Annotated in this window: 24 protein-coding genes; 10 read left to right on the top strand and 14 right to left on the bottom strand. The window is 66.5% G+C overall.

Annotated elements, in window-relative coordinates:
- Positions 1–6: 6 nt before the first annotated feature.
- The 3 genes from cobM to cbiE are packed head-to-tail and all read right to left on the bottom strand — an operon-like array spanning position 7 to position 2386.
- Complete coding sequence (gene cobM, locus BUB39_RS04405; RefSeq protein ID WP_073051770.1) at positions 7–771, bottom strand: precorrin-4 C(11)-methyltransferase; 765 nt, start codon at positions 769–771, stop codon at positions 7–9.
- Positions 768–1184 (bottom strand): cobalamin biosynthesis protein, encoded by a 417-nt coding sequence (locus BUB39_RS04400; RefSeq protein WP_244540143.1) that lies wholly within the window; start codon positions 1182–1184, stop codon positions 768–770. Before BUB39_RS04400 ends, cobM begins: the two co-directional genes overlap by 4 nt.
- The gene (gene cbiE / locus BUB39_RS04395; protein ID WP_073051769.1) at positions 1163–2386 is read right to left on the bottom strand and encodes a precorrin-6y C5,15-methyltransferase (decarboxylating) subunit CbiE; all 1224 of its coding nucleotides are present in this window, start codon (positions 2384–2386) and stop codon (positions 1163–1165) included. Before cbiE ends, BUB39_RS04400 begins: the two co-directional genes overlap by 22 nt.
- A 23-nt stretch (positions 2387–2409) precedes the next feature.
- Between cbiE and BUB39_RS04390 the strand changes: the two genes are divergently transcribed.
- Positions 2410–3174, top strand: coding sequence for a cobalt-precorrin-6A reductase (locus tag BUB39_RS04390; protein ID WP_073051768.1), 765 nt, complete (start codon positions 2410–2412; stop codon positions 3172–3174).
- Here BUB39_RS04390 and BUB39_RS04385 read toward each other — a convergent pair.
- The 6 genes from BUB39_RS04385 to uxaC all read right to left on the bottom strand — a co-directional run bounded on the left by BUB39_RS04385 (position 3144) and on the right by uxaC (position 8932).
- Positions 3144–3902, bottom strand: coding sequence for a precorrin-3B C(17)-methyltransferase (locus BUB39_RS04385; protein WP_073051767.1), 759 nt, complete (start codon positions 3900–3902; stop codon positions 3144–3146). The two genes, BUB39_RS04390 and BUB39_RS04385, sit on opposite strands and share 31 nt — an antisense overlap.
- Entirely contained in the window at positions 3899–4642 is a 744-nt protein-coding gene (locus tag BUB39_RS04380) for a precorrin-2 C(20)-methyltransferase (RefSeq protein ID WP_073051766.1), read from the bottom strand. Before BUB39_RS04380 ends, BUB39_RS04385 begins: the two co-directional genes overlap by 4 nt.
- Complete coding sequence (locus BUB39_RS04375; protein WP_073051765.1) at positions 4639–5292, bottom strand: precorrin-8X methylmutase; 654 nt, start codon at positions 5290–5292, stop codon at positions 4639–4641. The genes BUB39_RS04380 and BUB39_RS04375 overlap by 4 nt, the downstream gene beginning before the upstream one ends.
- Entirely contained in the window at positions 5246–6607 is a 1362-nt protein-coding gene (locus tag BUB39_RS04370; RefSeq protein ID WP_073051764.1) for a hypothetical protein, read from the bottom strand. Before BUB39_RS04370 ends, BUB39_RS04375 begins: the two co-directional genes overlap by 47 nt.
- Positions 6608–6686: 79 nt before the next feature.
- A complete protein-coding gene (locus tag BUB39_RS04365) occupies positions 6687–7514 on the bottom strand; it encodes an acyl-CoA thioester hydrolase/BAAT C-terminal domain-containing protein (RefSeq protein WP_073051763.1) in 828 nt (275 codons plus the stop codon).
- A gap of 14 nt (positions 7515–7528) precedes the next feature.
- Positions 7529–8932, bottom strand: a complete 1404-nt coding sequence (gene uxaC / locus BUB39_RS04360; RefSeq protein WP_073052756.1) for a glucuronate isomerase — start codon at positions 8930–8932, stop codon at positions 7529–7531.
- A 158-nt stretch (positions 8933–9090) separates the two neighbouring features.
- Here uxaC and BUB39_RS04355 point away from each other — a divergent pair, with 158 nt between their 5' ends.
- The 6 genes from BUB39_RS04355 to BUB39_RS04330 are packed head-to-tail and all read left to right on the top strand — an operon-like array spanning position 9091 to position 15971.
- Complete coding sequence (locus tag BUB39_RS04355; RefSeq protein WP_073051762.1) at positions 9091–9552, top strand: formate dehydrogenase subunit gamma; 462 nt, start codon at positions 9091–9093, stop codon at positions 9550–9552.
- Positions 9549–11126 (top strand): NADH-ubiquinone oxidoreductase-F iron-sulfur binding region domain-containing protein, encoded by a 1578-nt coding sequence (locus tag BUB39_RS04350; protein WP_073051761.1) that lies wholly within the window; start codon positions 9549–9551, stop codon positions 11124–11126. The genes BUB39_RS04355 and BUB39_RS04350 overlap by 4 nt, the downstream gene beginning before the upstream one ends.
- Positions 11117–13999 carry a formate dehydrogenase subunit alpha gene (gene fdhF, locus BUB39_RS04345; protein ID WP_073051760.1) on the top strand — a complete coding sequence of 961 codons (2883 nt, stop codon included), beginning with the start codon at positions 11117–11119 and terminating at the stop codon, positions 13997–13999. Before BUB39_RS04350 ends, fdhF begins: the two co-directional genes overlap by 10 nt.
- A gap of 4 nt (positions 14000–14003) precedes the next feature.
- A complete protein-coding gene (gene fdhD / locus BUB39_RS04340; protein WP_084526877.1) occupies positions 14004–14834 on the top strand; it encodes a formate dehydrogenase accessory sulfurtransferase FdhD in 831 nt (276 codons plus the stop codon).
- Positions 14824–15045, top strand: coding sequence for a formate dehydrogenase subunit delta (locus BUB39_RS04335; RefSeq protein WP_073051759.1), 222 nt, complete (start codon positions 14824–14826; stop codon positions 15043–15045). Before fdhD ends, BUB39_RS04335 begins: the two co-directional genes overlap by 11 nt.
- A gap of 44 nt (positions 15046–15089) precedes the next feature.
- On the top strand, positions 15090–15971 hold the full coding sequence (locus BUB39_RS04330; RefSeq protein WP_073052754.1) for an aldose 1-epimerase family protein: 882 nt from the start codon (positions 15090–15092) through the stop codon (positions 15969–15971).
- Positions 15972–15984: 13 nt separating this feature from the next.
- Here BUB39_RS04330 and BUB39_RS04325 read toward each other — a convergent pair whose 3' ends face one another.
- The 3 genes from BUB39_RS04325 to BUB39_RS04315 all read right to left on the bottom strand — a co-directional run bounded on the left by BUB39_RS04325 (position 15985) and on the right by BUB39_RS04315 (position 17345).
- Positions 15985–16518 (bottom strand): flavin reductase family protein, encoded by a 534-nt coding sequence (locus BUB39_RS04325; protein ID WP_073051758.1) that lies wholly within the window; start codon positions 16516–16518, stop codon positions 15985–15987.
- Between the two features lie 223 nt (positions 16519–16741).
- Positions 16742–16999, bottom strand: a complete 258-nt coding sequence (locus BUB39_RS04320; RefSeq protein WP_139251335.1) for a hypothetical protein — start codon at positions 16997–16999, stop codon at positions 16742–16744.
- 37 nt (positions 17000–17036) lie between these two features.
- Positions 17037–17345, bottom strand: a complete 309-nt coding sequence (locus BUB39_RS04315) for a hypothetical protein (RefSeq protein ID WP_073051756.1) — start codon at positions 17343–17345, stop codon at positions 17037–17039.
- A 117-nt stretch (positions 17346–17462) separates the two neighbouring features.
- Here BUB39_RS04315 and BUB39_RS04310 point away from each other — a divergent pair, with 117 nt between their 5' ends.
- Entirely contained in the window at positions 17463–18389 is a 927-nt protein-coding gene (locus BUB39_RS04310; protein WP_175561731.1) for a hypothetical protein, read from the top strand.
- Here the strand turns inward: BUB39_RS04310 and BUB39_RS04305 are convergent.
- Together BUB39_RS04305 and BUB39_RS04300 are read right to left on the bottom strand one after the other, a co-directional pair.
- Positions 18386–18706 carry a plasmid stabilization protein gene (locus BUB39_RS04305; protein WP_073051754.1) on the bottom strand — a complete coding sequence of 107 codons (321 nt, stop codon included), beginning with the start codon at positions 18704–18706 and terminating at the stop codon, positions 18386–18388. The two genes, BUB39_RS04310 and BUB39_RS04305, sit on opposite strands and share 4 nt — an antisense overlap.
- Before the next feature lie 28 nt (positions 18707–18734).
- Complete coding sequence (locus tag BUB39_RS04300; RefSeq protein ID WP_073052753.1) at positions 18735–19241, bottom strand: YciE/YciF ferroxidase family protein; 507 nt, start codon at positions 19239–19241, stop codon at positions 18735–18737.
- Between the two features lie 185 nt (positions 19242–19426).
- Here BUB39_RS04300 and BUB39_RS04295 point away from each other — a divergent pair, with 185 nt between their 5' ends.
- Both BUB39_RS04295 and BUB39_RS04290 read left to right on the top strand, forming a co-directional pair.
- Positions 19427–20161: a GntR family transcriptional regulator gene (locus tag BUB39_RS04295; RefSeq protein WP_084526876.1), complete on the top strand. Its 735-nt coding sequence runs from the start codon at positions 19427–19429 to the stop codon at positions 20159–20161.
- 8 nt (positions 20162–20169) lie between these two features.
- Complete coding sequence (locus BUB39_RS04290; RefSeq protein WP_073051752.1) at positions 20170–20895, top strand: sugar isomerase domain-containing protein; 726 nt, start codon at positions 20170–20172, stop codon at positions 20893–20895.
- Positions 20896–20906: the final 11 nt, after the last annotated feature.

Raw genomic sequence — 20906 nt, 5'->3', positions numbered from 1 at the left:
CTGAACTCAGGCCTCGCCGCCGCCGCGATAGCGGCGAACATAGTCGGGGCTGTAGAGCGCGCTGTCGGCGAAGCCTTCCGCCGCCAGCGCCGGCCCGACAAGGATCGTTGCTGTGCGGTCGATGCCGGTGCCGTCGAGGGCCGCCTCGATGGTGCCGAGGGTGGCACGAATGATCGTCTCGTCCGGCCAACTGGCGCGGAAGACGACCGCGACCGCGCCATCGGCCCCGTAGAAGGGCAGCAATTCACTCACGACACGCGGCAGGGCTTGCGCGGCGAGATGCAGCACGAGCGTCGTGCCCGTCGCGGCGAACGCGGCCAGCGTCTCGCGCTCGGGCATGGCAGAGGCGCGCCCGGAGACGCGGGTGAGCACGACGCTCTGCGCGATGCCAGGCACGGTCAGCTCGCGGCCAAGCGCGGCAGCGGCGGCAGCGAAAGCCGGGACACCGGGCGTCAGCGTATAGGGGATGTCGTGCTTCTCCAGCCGGCGGATCTGCTCGGCGACGGCTGAATAGATCGAGAGATCGCCGGAATGCAGCCGTGCCACGTCGAGCCCGGCCTTGTGCGCCGCGATATATTCCGCCTCGATCGCATCGAGATCGAGCGGCGCGGTGTTGACCTTGCGCGCCCCCGGCGGACAGAAATCGAGCAGCGCCGCTGGCACGATCGAGCCGGCATAGAGGCAGACCGGCGAGCGCGCGATCAGGTCGCGGCCGCGCAGCGTGATGAGGTCCGCCGCGCCCGGGCCGGCGCCGATGAAATGGACCGTCATGGGTTTTCTCCCGGCTCGTCACCGCTGACAGCGATCGCGCAGGTCGCCATGCCGGCGACACGGCGGGGCGCAACCAGCTGCGCGCCGTCGCCTGCCGCGGCAAGCGCGGCGGCTTCGGCAACCGAGGGAACCGCAAAGAGAGCCACGACACGCTCTGAGCGGGTAACCGCCTTTTCGCCGGCGATCTTCAGTTCGCCAGGCGGAACCAGCACGAGCGGACAGCCAAAGGCGGCGGCCGCGGCCGCGATGCCCTCTTCGCCGCCCTTTTCGGCCGCCGTGGCGATGAGATCGAGCCGGTCGGGCGAGAGCATCGCGGCCTGCAGCGCCTGCGCGATCGCAGCGAGGATGTCCTGCTGCGGCGCGCCCTTCCGGCAGCCGATCCCTGCGACGATCATGGCCTCACCCAGGTCCATTGCGTGATCGGCCGGGCAGGCTCCCATGCCGTCATGCCGGCAAGCGGCAAAGCGCGGTCGATGGCGATGCGGATGAGCGATCCGCCCTGCTCGGCATGAGCGGCGAGGACAAGCCGCTCCGTCTCCAAGGTCACGGCGTTCACGACCAGTCGGCCGCTGGAGGGCAAGGTGGTCATCACCACATCGAGGACGCCGGGCCGGGATGCCCCCCCGCCGATGAAGATCGCGTCGGGCACCGGCAATCCAGCAAGCGCTTCCGGCGCGCTGCCTTCGACAACCGCGAGACCCGGCACGCCAAATGCCTCGGCATTGCGGCGGATTCGCGCTGCCCGATCGGCGCGCGGCTCGATGGCGATGGCGCTGAGCGAAGCTCCCGCCAGCATCCATTCGATGCCGACCGAACCGGAGCCGGCACCGATGTCCCAGAGTCGTTGTCCCGGTCGCGGCGAAAGAGCCGAGAGGGTCAGGGCGCGGATCTCGCGCTTGGTGATCTGGCCGTCGCTTTCATAAAGCGCGTCGTCGAGCCCCGCGACGCGCGAGACGATCCGCGCATCTGCTGCCGCGACGACTTCGATTGCCAGCAGGTTGAGCGGATTGATTTCCTTAAGGTCAAACGCCTCGGCGTGGGCGGTGCGGATCCGTTCAAGCGGGCCGCCAAGCGCTTCCATCAACGTGACCCGCGACGGGCCAAAGCCGCCGGCTGAAAGCAGTGCTGAAATGGAGGCGGGCGCTGTCTCGTCGGAGGTCAGCACCAGAAGACGGCGGCCGGGAGAAAGATGCGGCCGGATCAGCGCGAGCGGCCGGCCATGCAGCGAGAGCGTCGTGGCATCCGCCAAGGGCCAGCCGAGTCGATTCGCGGCGAGACTGAAGGCCGAGGGTGCCGGCATCGACAGATATTCGCTCGGCAAGAGCGCCTTGGCGATGAGGTTTCCGACCCCATAAAGGAACGGATCACCGGACGCGAGCACGGCGCAGGGTAAACCGCGCCGCTCCAGCAAAGGCGTGATTGAAAAAGGCGTCGGCCATGCGATCGCCTCACCTCTGATGAGGTCGTGGGCGAGTGCCAGATGCCGCGTGCCGCCGAAGACGAAGCGCGCGGCAGAAATGGCCCGTTCCGCCTGCGGCGAAAGTCCGTTGGCCCCGTCCTCGCCGATGCCAACGATGGACAGCCACGGTCCCGAGAGGGCAGGGTCGGCGCTCACGCGAGGGACCTCCCGGACTGGCGATGGCAACGAGACTGCTCATTCTCGGCGGAACGACGGAAGCACGGACGCTCGCCGCGCGCATCGCGCTGCTGCCTGGCTATGCGGCTATCCTGTCGCTTGCTGGCCGCACGGCGACGCCCCTGCCACAGGCCGTGCCGGTCCGCATCGGCGGTTTCGGCGGCGCGGCCGGTCTCGTCGGCTATCTGAGGACCGAGAAGATCGACGCGCTCATCGTCGCGACGCATCCCTTCGCCGCACGGATCGCCGCCAATGCCGCGCTTGCGGCAAATGAAACGGGCATTCCCGCTGTCAGGCTGATCCGCCCGCCCTGGCAGGCCGGCCCCGGCGATGACTGGCGCCTGTTCTCCTCGCTCGAAGACCTCGTTGCCGGACTCGGCGAGAGACCGCGACGCGTGTTGGTCACGATCGGAAGGCAGGAAGCACATGCCTTCGCCGTCGCGCCGCAGCATCATTACTGGTTTCGCAGCATCGAGCCGATCGAACCGCCGCTCGCGCTGCCCGACGCCGAATTCCTGCTGGAGCGCGGCCCGTTCGCCGTCGACGACGAGGTCGCGTTGCTGCGGCGCCTGCAGATTGAGACGCTTGTGACCAAGAACAGCGGCGGAGAGGCCACGCGGGCCAAGCTCGACGCGGCTCGGGCGCTGGGCCTGCCGGTGATGATGGTCGCGCGTCCGCCGGCAAGCGGCTTGCCGGAGGTCGAGACGATCGACGCCCTGCTCGACTTTCTCCGCCATCATGCGCCTCCGGCCGAGCGTGGCGCATAGACGAGCGGCGGTAGACCGGGCCGCTCGATGATGCGCGTCTCGGCCGAGCCGACGATGACGAGTGTCGACATGTCGGCCTTTTGGGGATCGGCGTCGCCGAGCGTCGTGATCGTGACCTGCTCGTCCGGTCGGCCGACCGCGCGACCGAAGATGACGGGCACGCTGGACGGAAGCACCCCGCGCAGGCGCTCGAACGCTGCGCCGAGCTGCCAGGGGCGAGCCCGCGAGATCGGATTGTAGAGCGCGATGACGAAGCCGGCCGAGGCCGCGGCGGTGAGGCGCGTCTCGACGAGGCTCCATGGCTTCAGATTGTCGGAAAGCGAGAGGGCGCAGAAATCATGGCCGAGCGGCGCGCCGCAGGCGGCGGCCAAGGCCAGCATGGCTGTGACGCCGGGGACGATCGCGAGATCGACACTGCGCCATTCTGCCGGGCCGCGTTCGATCGCTTCGCAGACGGCCGATGCCATGGCGAAGACACCGGGATCGCCGCCCGAGACCATTGCGACCCGGCCGCCGCGCGCGGCGTGCGCCAGGGCGGCACCGGCTCTGTCGAGTTCGACGCGGTTGTCGGAGGCGATCTTCATCTGGCCCGGCCGATCCGCCACGCGGTCGACATAGGGCCCGTAGCCGTAGATCGCCTCAGCACCGGCGAGTTCAGCCTCGGCCTCAGCCGTCCGGTGGCGCGGCTCGCCCGGGCCGAGCCCGATCACCGCGAGACGGCCGGTCACGGCTTCGTCCCCCAGCCCGGAACAAGGACGATCGAGAAATAGGGTGCAGTGTCGTCGGGCTTGTCAGCGAGGCGGATGGTGCGAGCGCCCGCCGTCGTCGCCCGCTCGACATAGAAGGCGCCGTCGAGCTTGCCGGCAGCCTGAAGCGCGCGTCGCACCTTGCCGAGGTTGCGGCCAAGCTTCATGACGACAGCAGCGTCGGCGCTGGCGAAACGCGCCGCAAGGTCTTCCTCATCGAGCGTCCCGGGCAGGACCATCAGGACGTCGTCGCCCTGCGCGATCGGCAGGCCGGCGCCCGACCAGCCGCCCGACATGCCTGTGACCCCCGGAACGACCTCGGTTTCATAGCGCGACGAGAGACGGCAATGCAGATGCATGTAGGAGCCGTAGAACAGCGGATCGCCCTCTGAAAGCACGGCGACATCGAACCCTGCATCGAGGGCCGCCGCAACCTGCGCCGCCGCTTCCTCATAGAAGGCGCCGATCGCTCCGCGGTAGGCTGCGTCATGGCGGTGGATCTCGGTCGTGACCGGATAGGCGAGGGTAAGCTCCCGCTGGCGACCGAGCTTTGCGGCGACAACGGCGCGCGCATTCGACGGACGCCCTTCCTTGGCGAAATAGGCGACGACGTCGGCCGCGTCGATGATACGCGCCGCCTTCAGCGTCAGCAGTTCGGGATCGCCCGGGCCGACGCCGACGCCGTAGAGCCGGCCGAGCACAGATTTTGGCTCGCTGGTCATAGCCGGTCGCTCGCCAGCGCATTGACGGCTGCCGCAGCAATCGCGCTGCCGCCGAGACGGCCTTCGACGATCACATAGGGGAGGGCGAGCGGGCTCTGCGCCAGCGCATCCTTGGATTCGGCCGCCCCGACGAAGCCGACGGACGCGCCTATGATGGCTGCGGGACGCGGGGCGCCAGCCGCGACGGCATCGAGCAGATGGAAAAGCGCGGTCGGCGCATTGCCGATCACGACCAGGCTGCCGGCGAGCCGCTCGCCCCAGAAATTGATCGCCGCAGCCGAGCGCGTCGTGCCGAGACGCGCGGCCTCATCGGCGGTGCGCGGGTCGCGAAGCGTGCAGATGACGTCGTTGCCGGCCGGCAGCCGAGCCCGCGTCACACCGCGCTCCACCATCTCGGAATCGCAGAAGATCGGCGCACCCGCCACGAGCGCTGCGCGTGCGGTGTCGGCGAAGCCATGCCCGAAATGGACGACATTGCCGAGCGGCACGAGGCCGGAGGCATGAATCATGCGCACGACGACATGCGCTTCGGCCTCTGAGAAGCGCGACAGGTCTGCTTCGGCGCGAATGATCGCGAAGGAACGCTCATAGATAGCGTTGCCGTCACGCAGATAATCGCCTGCCGTCAGATGTTCCCGGCTCTCCGCCATGCCCCGCCGAACCCTCTCCGGTCATCGTGCTGGCGACGCCAGCCCGTCCGATCCGCATGATCGCTGCGCGGGCCGTCTCGCCCTCCGCCTTCGCGGCCGCAAGGCGTTCGAGCCGCTCGACCAGCTTTTCCGGCGAAGCGAATCCGATCGCTTCGTCGCGCGCCCGTCCGTCAAGCACAAGTGCGGCGCCCTTGTCGATACCGGAAAGGGTGAAGGCGGCCGGATCGGGATGTGCGCAACCCTTGCCGCAGCCCGAAAAATGGATCTCGAGCGAACCGTCGAGGAGGCGCTCCAGCGAAGTAGCGGCGGCGGTTGCGAGTGCGCGCGCTGGAAACCGGCCGGTCGCACAGCCGGCGCTGCCGATACAGGCCGAAAGAAAACGGCGCGGATCAGCGGGGTCGGTGATGAAGCCGAGCGCCGCAGCGTGGCGGACCGTGGCGGCCACGGCCGTGTGCGGTCCGGCGAACAGCAGCGCGCGTTCGGGCGCGGGCGCAAAAGCGACGATCCCTGCGGCAAGCGCCGTCGCGGCGAGTTGCTCGAGCGCCTCCGCCTCGGCCTGCCCAAAGGGGAAGGCAATTCCGGCGGCGGGCAGCGCCAGCCCGGCGATCGGGCCGACCGACGCTTGCGACGGGTGCATAACTGGTGCGGTAGCGGGCCGAAGCGTTGGCAGCGACGCCAAGACGGGTTGCAGATCCCAGAGTTGGCCTGATCCGGCGAGGCGGGCGTCCGGGCCATGCGCCGCGAGAGCGGCAAGCACGTCGAGCGCCGCCGCGACGGCCTCGTCCGGAGCCACGAACCCGATCCAGAGCGCGCTCTGATGCGTGCCACCGAGGCCTAGATGGACGCCGTCCGCCCGGTAGGCAAGTCGCAGATCGGCCGCGACACTGGCCGGGGCGGTCGGCGTGCCCATGTCGAGAAGCAGCGCCACCTTGGGCGCGAGCCGCGCGACAAGGTCACGTTCCGCGAGGCCCGCATGAAGCTTCGCGATGATCGGAGCGGGATCGATCCCCGCCGGTGCCAGCCATGCGAGCGGATCGCTGCTGACCGGCAGTCCTTCAGAGAGATTCAATCCCGCCGCGGCGAGATCGTCGGAAAGCCCAGCCGTATCGGGCGAAGCGAGGCCGCGGATCTGCACATTGCCGCGCTTAGAAATCTCGACGAGGCCATTGCCACGCCGCCGCGCCGCAGCCGCGATGGAAGCTAGCTGATGCGGCGTCAACGCCTCGGCGAGTGGCGGCAACCGCGCCAGAAAGCCATCGCCGGTCCGCATCGGCACGGCGAGACTCGGACAGGCGTTGCGGCGGAAGTCCGTCATGTCACGCGATCATGGCCTTGGATCAGTCTGGTCAGTCGGGCAAGCAGCGCATCGGGCGCCGTCGTCAATTTCGAACGGATCACAATATCGCCACTGCATGGTCCCACGCCATGGCACCAAGGCGGGCATCGGCGACGTCGCTGCCGCCATGGGCGTGAAGGCTGGAGCGCTTCGTTGTTTCGCCGGGGAGAAGCACACGGTGGCCAGCGTCAGGGTCTGTAAGATAGTCGATCGTCCGCCCCGCCGCATGGGCGCGGGCAACCAGCATTTCGGCGAAACGGTCAGACGGCCAGAGCGCATCGTCGCCTCCAGCGACAAGGAGCGTGTCCGCACGGGCGTCCTCGATCCTGATTGTAGCCGTCTCGACAAGGCTCTCGAACCGACTGAGAGAGTGCTCGAACAGAGTGCGGTAGGCCTTGAGGTTCTCTCGCAGCGGCGGCTTGAATGTCGGGTCTGCAGGGACGAATGGAAGAGCTGACCCGCCAAGCGTCCATGACGATCGCTCCGGCCAACTGATGCCGTCGAGGCCCGGTCCGATATTGCCCCAGACCACCGAACTCGGACTGATTGCGATCACCGCGTCAATCCGCGGGTCGTGGACAGCGGCCAGCAATGCCGCCTCCGCGCCTTTCGACGTGCCGACATAGACGATTCTGCGGCAATCCAGCGCGGCCAGATGATCAGTGGCAGCGATGAAGGTCTCGATCGGGATCTCGCAAATCCCCTGGGCTTGGCCGGGACCGCCGAACCACTGTAGCGCAAGCGCTGCCGTTCCCTGTGCGGCGAAAAGTTCCGCCCGGCTCACATCGACGCGACCGCTCGACCCGCCGAGGACAACGACGCCGGTCCGGCCACGGGTCTCTCCGGTAAGCCAACCAGTCACCGAAGGCGTTTCGACCCGTCTCAATGTCGCTTTCTCCGCTAAAGCCGATAGGCCTTCTTGGCGAGGCCATAGGCGAGATCATGCGCGAGCTCAGCCGCCTCGTCTTCGTCGAGGCGATGCGTCACCACGAGCTCGGCGAGATAGGCGCAGTCGACGCGGCGGGCGACGTCGTGCCGGGCAGGTATAGAGGGGAAGGCGCGCGTGTCGTCGTTGAAACCGACGGTGTTGTAGAAGCCGGCGGTCTCGGTGACGAGCTCGCGATAGCGCCGCATGCCCTCGGGCGAATCGTAGAACCACCAGGCCGGACCGAGTCGCAGCGCGGGATAGTGGCCCGCCAGCGGTGCGAGTTCGCGCGAATAGGCGGTCTCGTCGAGCGTGAACAGGATCACGCTGAGCGACGGCTCATTGCCGAAGCGGTCGAGGAGCGGCTTCAGCGCATGGACATAGTCGGTTCGCGTCGGGATGTCGGCGCCCTTGTCGCGACCGAAGCGGGCAAAAAGCTGCGGATTGTGGTTGCGGAACGAGCCGGGATGGATCTGCATCACCAAGCCGTCGTCGAGGCTCATCGCCGCCATCTCGGTCAGCATCTGCGCACGGAAAAGCTCGGCATCAGTAGCGCTGACCGCACCGGCATGGACACGGTGATAGAGCGCTTCGGCCTCGACGGGGGAGAGGTCCGCCGTCGCGGCGGTGGGGTGGCCGTGGTCGGTCGAGGTCGCGCCATGAGCCTTGAAGAAAGCCCGTCGGGCACGGTGGGCATCGAGATAGCCGGCGAAGGTCGAGACATCGCAGCCGGTGAGCGCGCCGAAGGCCTCGAGATTGTCGCGGAAGCCGTGGAAATCAGGGTCGACGACCGGATCGGGCCGATAGGCGGTCACGACGCGGCCGCCCCATCCGGATGCGGCGATCGCCTGGTGATGGCGGAGATCGTCGAGCGGGCTCTCGGTCGTGGCGATCACTTCGATATCGAACCGCTCGAACAGCGCGCGAGGGCGATAGGCCGGCTCGACTAGCCGCTCGGCGATCCGGTCATAGGTTGCGTCGGCCGTCGCGGCCGAGAGGCGCTCCTCGATGTCGAACAGCGTCGCGAAGGCATGGTCGAGCCACATGCGCGTCGGCGTGCCGCGGAAGAGGTGATAATTCTCGGCGAAACGGCGCCAGATCGCGCGCGGATCGGTCTCGACCGGGCTGCCGTCCACGGTCGGGACGCCGAGCGATTCGAGGCTGACGCCCTGACTGTAGAGCATGCGGAAGACATAGTGGTCCGGCACGACGAACAGCCGCGCGGGGTCCGGGAACGGCTCGTTCAGCGCATACCAAGCCGGATCGGTATGGCCGTGCGGCGAGACGATCGGCAGGTCGCGGACTTCGCCATACAGCCGCCGTGCGACTGTGCGCGTCTCGGGATCGGCGGGAAAGAGGCGGTCTTCATGGATCAACATCGACGCATCCCTCGAAAAGGGCGCCATATCATCACGGATGGCGCCGGAGGGCGACAGCAAAGGCTTCGGCGCATCATCACGTTCTCAGGCGCTTGATCCGGAGGCCGGAAGAGGCAACTCTGGAGCGAATTGAAAGAACAAAAAGGATTGGTGGGAGGATGCAGGATCAAGCCGGCCGCGTCGCGGCGATCGTCGAGCGTTTCCGCGGGGTCGAGGGCGCCGCGCTGCCGATTTTGCATGCCGTGCAGGAAGCGTTAGGCTATGTACCGGCCGAATCCGTGCCCATGATCGCGGCGGCGCTCAATCGATCGCGCGCCGAAATCCACGGCATCGTGACCTTCTATCACGATTTTCGCGACAAGCCGGCCGGCCGCCATCTCGTCCGCGTCTGCCGCGCCGAAGCGTGCAAGTCGATGGGCTCGGACCAGGTGGCGCAAGGCTTCGAACAGGCGCTCGGCATTCGCCTCGGCGAAACCTCGCCGGATGGCGCTGTGACCCTGGAGCCGGTCTATTGCCTCGGCCTCTGCGCCACGGCGCCAAACGCCATGGTCGACGGCAAGCTGTCGGGCAGGCTCGACGGCACGAAGGCCGCGCATCTTGCTGCCGGGCTGCAGCCATGAGTGCGCTCCGCATCTTTGTGCCCGGTGATGCCGGGGCGCTGGCCGTCGGTGCCGATGACGTTGCAGCGGCGATCGCCAAAGCAGCGGCTACGGCCGGCGTTTCCGTCGATATCGTCCGTAACGGCTCGCGCGGCCTCTACTGGCTGGAGCCTCTGGTCGAGGTCGAATTGCCGACCGGCCGCGTCGCATTTGGGCCGGTCTCGGTGGAGGACGTTCCGTCCCTCATCGCGGCGGGCCTCTTCGAAGGGCGTGGCGAGAGACTGTTCCTTGGCCGCACTGACGAGATTCCGTTCCTGAAGGCGCAGACGCGTTTCACCTTTGCCCGCTGCGGCATCATCGATCCGGCCTCGCTCGCCGACTACCGCGCTCATGGCGGCGGCGTCGGCCTGATGCGCGCCGCGGCTCTCCCGCCAGCCGAGATCGTCGCGATGGTAGCCGCCTCCGGCCTTCGTGGGCGTGGTGGCGCTGGATTCCCGACCGGCATCAAGTGGAAGACCGTACTGGAGGCGGCTGGCGCGCGGAAGTTCGTGGTCGCCAATGCCGACGAGGGCGACAGCGGGACTTTTGCCGACCGCATGCTGATGGAAGGCGATCCTTTCTCCGTCATCGAGGGCATGGCCATCGCCGGCCTCGCCGTCGGCGCGACGCGCGGCTATCTCTACATCCGCTCGGAATATCCGCATGCGATCGCGCGGATGAAGGCGGCGATCGCGACCGCGGGAGCGGCCGGCTGGCTTGGGCCTGACTGCGCCGGAACGGGCCGTGCCTTCGACATCGAAGTGCGCGTCGGCGCCGGCGCCTATGTCTGCGGCGAGGAGACCGCGCTGCTCGAATCGATCGAGGGCGAGCGCGGCGAGGTGCGCGCGAAGCCGCCGCTTCCCGCTCACAAGGGCCTGTTCGGCGCGCCGACGGCTGTCAATAATCTCGTGACGCTCGCGTCCGTGCCTTTCGTCCTTTCGGAAGGTCCCGAGGCTTATGCGGCGGTCGGCTTCGGGCGGTCGCGTGGCACGATGCCGATCCAGCTCGCCGGCAATATCCGCTATAGTGGGCTGTTCGAGGCGGCGTTTGGCGTGACTCTCGGCGAACTCGTAAAAACCGTCGGCGGTGGCACGCTGACCGGCCGCCCGATCCGCGCCGTCCAAGTTGGCGGACCGCTCGGCGCCTATTTCCCGCCGGCCCTGTTCGATACCCCGTTCGATTACGAGTCTTTCGCCGCGCGCGATGGTCTCATCGGCCATGGCGGTGTCGTTGTCTTCGACGACACGGTCGAAATGGCCGGCATGGCGCGTTTCGCCATGGAATTCTGCGCCCATGAGAGTTGTGGCAAGTGTACGCCCTGCCGCATCGGCTCGACGCGCGGCGTGGAACTGCTCGATGCCATGATCGCCGGCCGCGAGGTTGTGAAAAACGCTGCCCTGCTCGAGGATCTCTGCGATATCATGAAGTTCGGTTCGCTTTGCGCCCTCGGCGGCTTCACGCCCTATCCCGTGATGAGCGCGCTGCGCCATTATCCGGGCGACTTCGGCCTCGCGCCGGCGGCTACTGCCGAAAAGGAAATCGCGACATGGGCATGATCCACGAGATCGACTTCGGCACGCCGGCTTCGACATCGGCGACGATGGTCAGCCTGACGATCGATGGCCAGAAGGTGACGGCGCCGTTTGGCACCTCGGTGATGCGCGCCGCCGCCGAGATGGGTACGTCGATCCCCAAACTCTGTGCCACCGACCGCGTCGAGGCGTTCGGTTCCTGCCGCCTCTGCCTCATCGAGGTCGAAGGCATGCGCGGCACGCCCGCCTCCTGCACCACGCTGGTCGCGGAAGGCATGGTCGTGCGCACCGAGACGGACCGGCTACGGAAGCTCCGCCGCGGCGTGATGGAGCTCTACATCTCCGATCATCCGCTCGATTGCCTCACCTGCGCAGCGAACGGCGATTGCGAATTGCAGGACCAGGCCGGCGCGGTCGGTCTGCGGGATGTGCGCTACGAACCTGGCGCCAATCACGTCGCCAAGAGCGGCAATCCGCTGTTCCAGGCCAAGGACCAGTCGAACCCCTATTTCGACTATGACCCGGCGAAATGCATCGTCTGCTCGCGCTGCGTGCGGGCCTGCGAGGAGGTGCAGGGCACGTTCGCGCTGACGATCGAGGGCCGGGGTTTCGACAGCCGTGTTTCGCCTGGCCAGCATGAGAGCTTCCTGGGCTCCGAATGCGTCTCCTGCGGCGCCTGCGTTTCAGCCTGCCCGACCGCGACTTTGATCGAGAAGAGTGTCGTCGAGAAGGGCACGCCAGAGCATTCGGTCGTCACGACCTGCGCCTATTGCGGCGTCGGCTGCTCGTTCAAGGCCGAAATGCGCGGCGAGGACCTCGTGCGCATGGAGCCGTGGAAGGATGGCAAGGCCAATCACGGCCATTCCTGCGTCAAGGGCCGCTTCGCCTGGGGCTATGCCAATCATCGGGATCGCATCCTGCAGCCCATGGTGCGCGAGAAGATCACCGACCCCTGGCGCGAGGTTTCCTGGGACGAGGCGCTCTCGACCGTCGCGACCAAGTTCCGCGCGATCCAGGCGGCGCATGGCAAGGATTCGATCGGCGGCATCACCTCGTCGCGCTGCACGAATGAGGAAACCTATCTCGTCCAGAAGCTGGTCCGCGCGGGCTTCGGCAATAACAATGTCGATACCTGCGCCCGCGTCTGCCATTCGCCGACCGGCTATGGCCTCAAGACGGCGTTCGGCACGTCGGCCGGCACGCAGGATTTCGACAGCGTCGAGCATTCCGATGTCGTGCTCGTCATCGGCGCCAACCCGACGGACGGTCATCCGGTCTTCGCCTCGCGGCTGAAGAAGCGACTGCGCGAGGGCGCGAAGCTCATCGTCATCGATCCGCGTCGCATCGACCTCGTCCGGTCGCCTCATGTCGCGGCGTCGCATCATCTGGCGCTGAAGCCCGGCACCAATGTCGCCGTGCTTGACGCGATGGCTCATGTCATCGTGACCGAAGGCCTCGTCGACGAGCGCTTCGTCACGGAGCGCTGCGACCGCGATGCCTTTGAGCATTGGGCAAGCTTCATCGCCGAAGAACGTAACAGCCCCGAGGCGGTCGAGCGGGTTTGCGGCGTGCCGGCAGCGGAAATCCGCGCCGCCGCGCGTCTCTATGCGACCGGCGGCAATGGCGCGATCTATTACGGCCTCGGCGTCACCGAGCACAGCCAGGGCTCAACCACGGTGATGGCGATCGCCAATCTGGCGATGGCGACCGGCAATCTTGGCCGGCCCGGCGTCGGCGTGAATCCTTTGCGCGGGCAGAACAATGTCCAGGGTTCCTGCGACATGGGCTCGTTCCCGCATGAACTGCCGGGCTATCGGCATATTTCGGACGACGCGACGCGGGCAATCTTCGAAAAGCTCTGGGGCCGGCCGCTCGACAACGAGCCGGGCCTTCGCATCCCGAACATGTTCGACGCCGCGCTCGATGGCTCGTTTCTCGGCCTTTATGTGCAGGGCGAGGATATCGTGCAGTCCGATCCAGACACGCATCACGTCACGTCAGGTCTTTCGGCGATGGAATGCGTCGTCGTGCACGATCTCTTCCTGAACGAGACCGCGAACTACGCCCATGTCTTCCTTCCGGGCTCCACCTTCCTCGAGAAGGACGGCACCTTCACCAATGCCGAGCGGCGCATCAACCGCGTGCGCAAGGTGATGAGCCCCAAAAATGGCGGAGGCGATGCGCATGGCTATGCCGACTGGGAGGTCACGCAGAACCTCGCCAATGCCATGGGCCTCGGCTGGCACTACGCCCATCCTTCCGAGATCATGGACGAGATCGCGCTGACGACGCCGAGCTTTGCAGGCGTCTCCTACGAGGTGCTCGAACGGCTCGGATCGGTGCAGTGGCCTTGCAACGAGAAGGCGCCGGAGGGCACGCCGGTGATGCATATCGGCGGGTTCTCGCGCGGCCTCGGTCAGTTCATGATCACCGAATATGTGCCTACGGATGAGCGCACCGGCGCACGCTTCCCGCTGCTGCTCACCACCGGGCGAATCCTCTCCCAGTACAATGTCGGCGCGCAGACGCGGCGCACCGCGAATGTCGTCTGGCATGCCGAGGACCTGCTCGAAATCCATCCCCATGACGCGGAAAATCGGGGCCTCAAGGACGGCGATTTCGTCCGGGTCGCAAGTCGTGCCGGCGAGACGACCTTGCGCGCGACGATCACCGACCGTGTCGCACCGGGCGTGGTCTACACCACCTTCCATCATCCGCTCACCCAGGCGAATGTCATCACGACCGACTATTCCGACTGGGCCACCAACTGCCCGGAATACAAGGTCACGGCCGTGCAGGTCTCGCCGTCGAACGGGCCAAGCGCGTGGCAGGAGGACTATCTGGAGCATACGCATGAGAGCCGCCGTATCCTCGGCCGGCTCGACGCTGCGGAGTAAGGGCATGGCTGGGATCGATCTCGCCTGCGAGACAGTCGAGACGTTGGCCTTTCGCCGCGGCGTCGCGCTGCCGGCGGGGCGCACCGTGCCCGCGGAGATCGCGGTCGCGATCACCTATGGCGGCTCGACCCATGCGGTGCTGATGGCGAGCCCGAACGATCTCGATGACCTCGCGATCGGCTTTTCGTTGACGGAGGGTATTGTCGATACGGCCGACGAGATCGAGGCGATCGAGCGGATCGACAGTGATCTCGGCATCGAGATGCGGCTTCGGCTCGCTATTCCCCGCGAGGCGCGGCTGGCGGCGCGCCGACGTTCGATGGCGGGGCCGGTTGGTTGCGGCCTCTGCGGGATCGAGAGCCTCGAAGCAGCGACGCGTATCCTGCCGCAGGTCGAGGCGGAGGCAACCTTCTCGCCGGCGGACATTCTGGCTGCGATGGCGGCGCTTGGTCCGATGCAGACCCTCAACGAGGCGACCCATGCGATGCATGCGGCCGCCTTCTGGCGGCCGGGCTGCGGCGTGGGGCCGGTCCGCGAGGATATCGGCCGTCACAATGCGCTCGACAAGCTGGCCGGCGCGCTGTCGCGCTGGCGTGGCGAGGCCGATCAGGGCGCGGTCCTTCTCACGAGCCGCGTCTCTGTCGAGATGGTTCAGAAGACTGCCGTGATCGGCGCGCCGCTCATCGTCGCCGTCTCGGCACCGTCCGACCTCGCCATTCGCACCGCCGATGCCGCCGGGATCACGCTGGTTGCCGTGGCCCGGGCCGACGGCTTCGAAGTCTTTACTCATCCCCGCCGACTTTTCGCTGACGGAGCCATCCGCCATGTCGCCTGACAAGCTGGTCCGGATGGCCAACCAGATTGCACTGTTCTTTGCCGCGCAAGGCGACGCCGCGGCCCCGGACGCCGTCGCGACCCACCTGCGGCAGTTCTGGGATCCGCGCATGCGCCGCGCCATCCTTGACCATGCCAAAAGCGGGGGTGCTGGATTGTCGCCGATCGCAGCTGCGGCCGTTGCCCGTCTTGCGGTTGACGAACCGGCGTGATGCATTGCGACGCGGTCGATGCGGTGCAGGATGGGGTCAGGAATATGGATACGGTCAAACTCTCGAACGGCGCGATCACAGTCGTCGTGGCGCGCAAGGGCGCGGAACTGCAGTCATTGACCGATGCCGAGCGACGCGAATGGCTCTGGCAAGCGGATCCGACGTTCTGGGGGCGTCACGCGCCGATCCTGTTTCCGATCGTCGGTCGCGCGGCCAATGACCAGATCCGCATTGGCGGTAGCGATTTTCCGATCGGTCAGCACGGCTTTGCGCGCGATCGTGATTTTGAGGTTCTGTCATCGGGCCCCGAGAGGGCCGGCTTTCGCCTGATCGCCGATGTCGAGACGCGGCGCCATTATCCCTTCGATTTCGAATTGGATATCCGGTTCGAAATCGCCGGGACGACGCTTTACCAGACCGTGACCGCCCGCAATCAGGGGGCCGCCCCGATGCCGGCGTCGATCGGCTTCCATCCGGGCTTCCAGTGGCCGCTGCCCGGCGCCAGCGCGCCGCAGACCGGGCATGTCGTCATGTTCGAGCGCGAGGAGCGCGCCGATATCCGCCGCCTGACCGGCGGCGGCGTTGATGCCGCCGGCTATCCGACGCCTGTGGAAGGCAAGATCCTGCCGCTGGACGCGTCACTTTTCCTCGAGGATGCGATCATCTTCGATAATCTCACGAGCCGGTCGCTCTGGTTTGGCGCGCCGGGCTCCGATGGCATCCGTGTCGATTTCCCCGATCTTCCCTATCTCGGCATCTGGACCAAGCCGGGCGCGCCCTTCCTTTGCCTCGAGCCTTGGCAGGGTCACGCCGCACCGGCCGGTTTTGACGGCGAGATGGCCGACATGCCGGGCATGGTCGTGGTGCCGCCATCGGGCAGCATCACGCGTCACATCGCTATCCGCATCGCCGCCCCGGCGCCCTGAACGCCTTAGGGCGTCAATCCTCGCCCGTCAGGTTGGAAATCCGGCGATAGGCGCCGTGCCAATAGAGCAGCGGCTGCGCTTCGGCGGTCAGCACGACCTCGTGCACCGCACCGATCAGGATGGCATGGGAGTGACGTTCGATCGCTTCTTCCAATACGCAGTCGATCGAGACAAGCGCGCCTGAAAGGCCAAGGCTGCCGCTTGCGAAGCTAAACCACTGGGCGTCGCGATAGCGGTCGGCGCCCTTGAGCCCGCCGCGCCCGGCAAATGCCTCGGCGATCGGCTGCTGGTCTTCGGCGAGGATGTTGACAGCGAAACGCCCCGCCCGCCGCAGCACCGGCCAGGACGAGGACGCCCGGTTAAGCGAGACGATGATCGATGGGCTGTCAGCCGAGAGCGATGACACCGACGTCGCCGTGAAGCCGGTTCGCTCTGGGCCAGTCCCCGCCGTGATGACGCTGACAGCGCCCGCAAGATGGCGCATGGCGTGCTTGAACCGCTCGCCGTCGAGGCGATCGGGACCGTCAATGGCTTCGGCGAGGGACATCGCAATTCTCCCCGGACCGCGCCGCGTGCCCTTTGATGCGAGGGCCCTGCGCAACGCGGCGTTAGTCGTGAAATGGCTATCGGAAACTGATTAAGCCATTCCAGCATATGGGGACGAACGGAGCTAGGCCGCCGCTTGCGCGGCGACCCTCGCATCAGGATCGCTTTTCCGGAAAGGGGCGGCGGCGGGAAACACCGCCGCTGCGACCGGCGCGTTTCAGCAACTATTGCGCCATTTCGAGGCAGTTCGCGGCTGCCATGGCCGATTCCTTCGCGGTGCTGCGCGATACTGTGCCAGCCATCACGAGGCCCTTGGTCTTTTCGGTCAGCAAGGATTTGAGATCAGTGCTGCCGACGCTGCCGATGGCGGCGGCATAGATCGCCTTCGCCTCGGTATTCAGCGAGCCCGCGCAGGCATCGGCCGACGCCTGGTCGGCTAATGCAGTTCCGGTGCCAAAAGCGATGAACAGCCCGGCCGCCATGAAAGTCTTCATCATTGGTTTACCCTCTTCCGAGATTTCAGCGAACGCCGACCCGATTGACCGGGCCGCCACGGTTCATCGGCTGCACGCCGACGCCAGGTGCTCCGACACCGACACCGCGCGTCACACCGACGCCGGGCGCGCCGGCGCCAGCAAAGCAGCCGGCGGGATAGCCGGGCCGCGTGCAGCGCACGGCAGCCGCCGAAGGCGCTGCAACGCAGCCTTTCGGCACGCCGACTGACTTGCAATAGACCACGGCTGACGCTTGCTGCGGCACCACTGCAGGCGCCATGGCAACGATCACTGTTAGGAATGCGAATGCGCAGCGTCGAACGAATCGGTTCATGACTTCCTCCAAGATTGACCTACGAGACTTGTTGCTGGAGCGCCGGAGCTTCCCAATGTCACTTTTTGGCTGCAATTCGAGACTGCCGACCGAGAGAGCCGGCGAATGAGCAGCATCATGAGAGCAGAGACGCCTGTAGCCGCGTTGCCGAACTTCGCCGAGCCGTCACCGGCGGCCGTCGTGGCGCTGCGAGCGCATCCCGCGTTCGACCTTGCTATGGCGATCGCGGCGGATGGCATCATACGGCATTTCGATGGCAAGCCGCTGCTCAATCGCCTGATGAATGATCGTGGCCGCATTCTCTTCGCGGTCGGTGCGCTGTATCTCGATGCCGAGCCTGATACATCCGGTCTTCGGCTGACCGCAGCGCGGCTGATCGAATTTGCCGGCATCGGTGGTTATGCAAGCGCCGGGCGAGCGAAAGCCATGATCGCGCTGCTGCGTTGGCAGGGCTATCTGGAGGACGGGCCGATTTCGGACGATCGGCGCCAACGGCCGCTCGTGCCGACCGAAAAGCTTTGGGCGACGGTGCTCGATCGTTGGCAATCAGTGCTGCAGGCGTTGTCTGTGCTGCGGCCTGTCGGTGGCGAAGCACTGGCGTCGCTCGATGACCACGCCTTTCGCGCTTCCATCGCTGTGACAATGGGGCGAGCCTTCCGCGCCGGTTTCCGGCCGCTTCAGAGTTCGCCACGTCTTGCCGCTCTTGCCGAACGGGATGCAGGCTTGGTCATGCTGCTCGTCGTCGTCGGGACGACGCGGCAAGGTGGCGAGGCTCCGCCGATCGCAAGCCTTGCCCGACGGTTCGGGGTGTCGCGCGCGCATGCGCGCGCCGTCCTCCGCGAGGCGGAAGATGCGGGTCTTCTACTGAATGAGAATGGGTCGGCTGGCGGCGTACCGACAGAGGTTCTGCGGACTGAAATGTCGCTCTTTTTCGGCTCGCTGCTGGCATTGTTCGAGCAAGCCGCAACCATCGCGGTTGTCGCCAGGACGCGACGGTCTAGCGTAGTGGGCGTCGCCTTGCCCGGCGACGCCCTCCATCCCTAGTGACCGGCCCGGTGCTCGGCGTTTCGCTTGCGCGTCGCTGCTGCCTTCTTGGCGGAGGCAGACCGGTCGGCGGCGGACCTTGAAGCAGAAGCTGCTCCGCCCTTATCGCCACCAGCATGCGAGGCTGGATGGCTCGTTGCTTTGCCGCGGCCGGACCCGCCCGGGTTCTTGCCGCCACCGTCATCCTTGTTGACGGTCGCCCAAGCCCGGCGTTCGGCCTCCTTTTCCGATAAGCCACGCTCCTCATAGCCCTCGGCTATATGATCGGCCTTGCGCTCCTGCTTGTCGGTATATTTCGACTTATCACCACGAGGCATAACGAACCTGCTTGAGAAACTGCCGCGGTCAGCTGGCCGCGCGCAGGTTGACCTTGCTCTCGGCGATGGCCGTCAGCTTCTTGTCGGCCGCCTTTTCCTCGTCGAGATTCTGGCGAAGGAGAGCGGCACAGTCCTCTCGGCCGAGCTGACGCGCCCACGCGACGAGCGTGCCGTACTTCGTCATTTCATAGTGCTCGACAGCTTGCGCCGAAGCGATGAGAGCCGCGTCCAGCACTTCCTTGTCATCGACTTCGCCGGCGACCTCATTAGCTTCCTTGATGATGCCGTCGATCGCTGGGCAGTCGACGCCCTTGATCTCGGCGCCATGCTGGCGGAACACCTGCTCCAGCCGCTGTACATGGCCTTCGGTCTCGGTGAGGTGCGCTTCGAACCCCGCCTTCAATTCGGTCGAGGTCGCCTTATCGATCATCTTCGGCAGCGCCTTCAGGATCTGGTTCTCGGCGTAGTAGATGTCCTGAAGCTGGTGCACGAACAGATCGTTCAGCGTCTTGATGTCCTTGGAAAACAAGCCCATTTCGGCCTCCGTCTCATGTTTGAGCGTATCGGCCCCCGAATGATCCACGCCCCTCCAACGGGAAAGCCGGACGTCCGTTCCGCGCGATCGGCAAAAGACGGCCCGGCACGCCGTGAGGACTTGCAGACCAGAATGAGACTGGTCTATACCAAGGCAAGCGGTCTATACCAGTCCAGGAATTCCTCGTGTCGTCGTCTGTTCCTCAATACCGCCGCATAGCCGACAAGCTTGTCGGCGCCATCCGATCTGGGGCGCTCGAAATCGGCGGGCGCATGCCGTCGGAGCGTGAGCTCAGCGCCGAATTCGGCGTCAGCCGCATGACGGCGCGCGGGGCGCTGAAGGCGCTTGTCGATCAGGGGCTGATCTCCAGCATCGAGGCCAAGGGCTATTTCGTCTCGGCCAGCCGCATCGATCAGCGCCTGCAGACGCTCACCAGCTTTTCCGAGGACATGCGCCGGTCCGGACGGCGTCCGTCCAGCATCGTCTTGGCTGCGCGCACGGTCGCCGCGAGCGCGGAGGTCGCGGCGCGGCTATCCATCAGTGAAGGGGACGAGGTGTTTTGCCTCCTCCGCCTCCGCCAGGCCGATGCCGTCCCTGTCGCCCTTGAGGCGGCTCATATTCCCGAGAACCTGGCGCCCGGCCTGATGAACGCCGCCGATTTCGCAGCCGACTCGCTCTACGCCACCTTGCGGCGGCGCTACGGCATCCTGCCCGTCGAGGCCGAACAGAGTTTCGAGGCGAGCGCCGCGACGGAATCGGACGCGGCAATCCTTCAGGTTGAGGCCGGCGCTCCCGTGCTCCGCCTGACCCGGCTCAGCCTTACGGCCGAAGGGAGGCCGATCGAATTCGTCCAGTCCGTCTATCGCGGCGACCGCTTCACGATGCGCGTTCGTCTCGCACCCGGCAGCACCGACGCCTGAGGATTTTCATGAACGCCGCTTCCGACTATCTCGCAAAAGCCGTCTCGCTGCTCCAGATCGCCTCGCGTCGCGAAGCCGCGACCCTCGCCGCGGCCGCGGAGGTTGCTGCTGAAGCGGTCGCCAAGGGCGGCCTGATCTACATTTTCGGCACTGGTCACTCGCATATGATGGCCGAGGAGGGGCATTTCCGCGCCGGTGGTCTCGCCTGCGTCGTGCCAGTGCTCTCCTCCGCCGTGATGCTGCATGAGGGCGCCCTGGCCAGTACTCAGCTGGAGCGGCTGACCGGCCTCGCCGATATCGTCCTGAGCCGCTACCCGATCGGTCCGGCCGATGTGCTCATTGTGTTTTCGACGTCGGGGGTCAACGCAGCGCCTGTCGAAGCCGCACGTTTCGGCCGCGCGCGGGGCGCCAAGGTCATCGCCGTGACGTCGGTCGCCTATTCGACCGCAGCCGCCAAGGGTCGCGAACGGCTCGCCGATCTCGGCGACTTCGTGCTCGATACCGGAGCGCCGCCCGGCGATGCTGTGGCCACCATTCGCGAAGGCGTCACCGCCGGTCCGGTCTCGACCGTGCTCGGCGCCGCTTTGCTCAATGCTCTCCTCGTCGAGGTCGCAGCCGACCTCGAACGCAAAGGCCACCCCGCCCCGGTCTATCTCAGCGCCAATATGCCGGGCGCGGCGGAAAACAACGTGAAGCTGACGGAGATCTACAAGGCGCATAATCCGCACCTCTGAAGAGGGCGGCA

The organism is Kaistia soli DSM 19436, from assembly GCF_900129325.1.
Taxonomy (GTDB): domain Bacteria; phylum Pseudomonadota; class Alphaproteobacteria; order Rhizobiales; family Kaistiaceae; genus Kaistia; species Kaistia soli.
The sequence above is the reverse complement of the archived record's forward strand: the minus strand, read 5'-3'. Positions and strand labels throughout refer to the sequence as shown.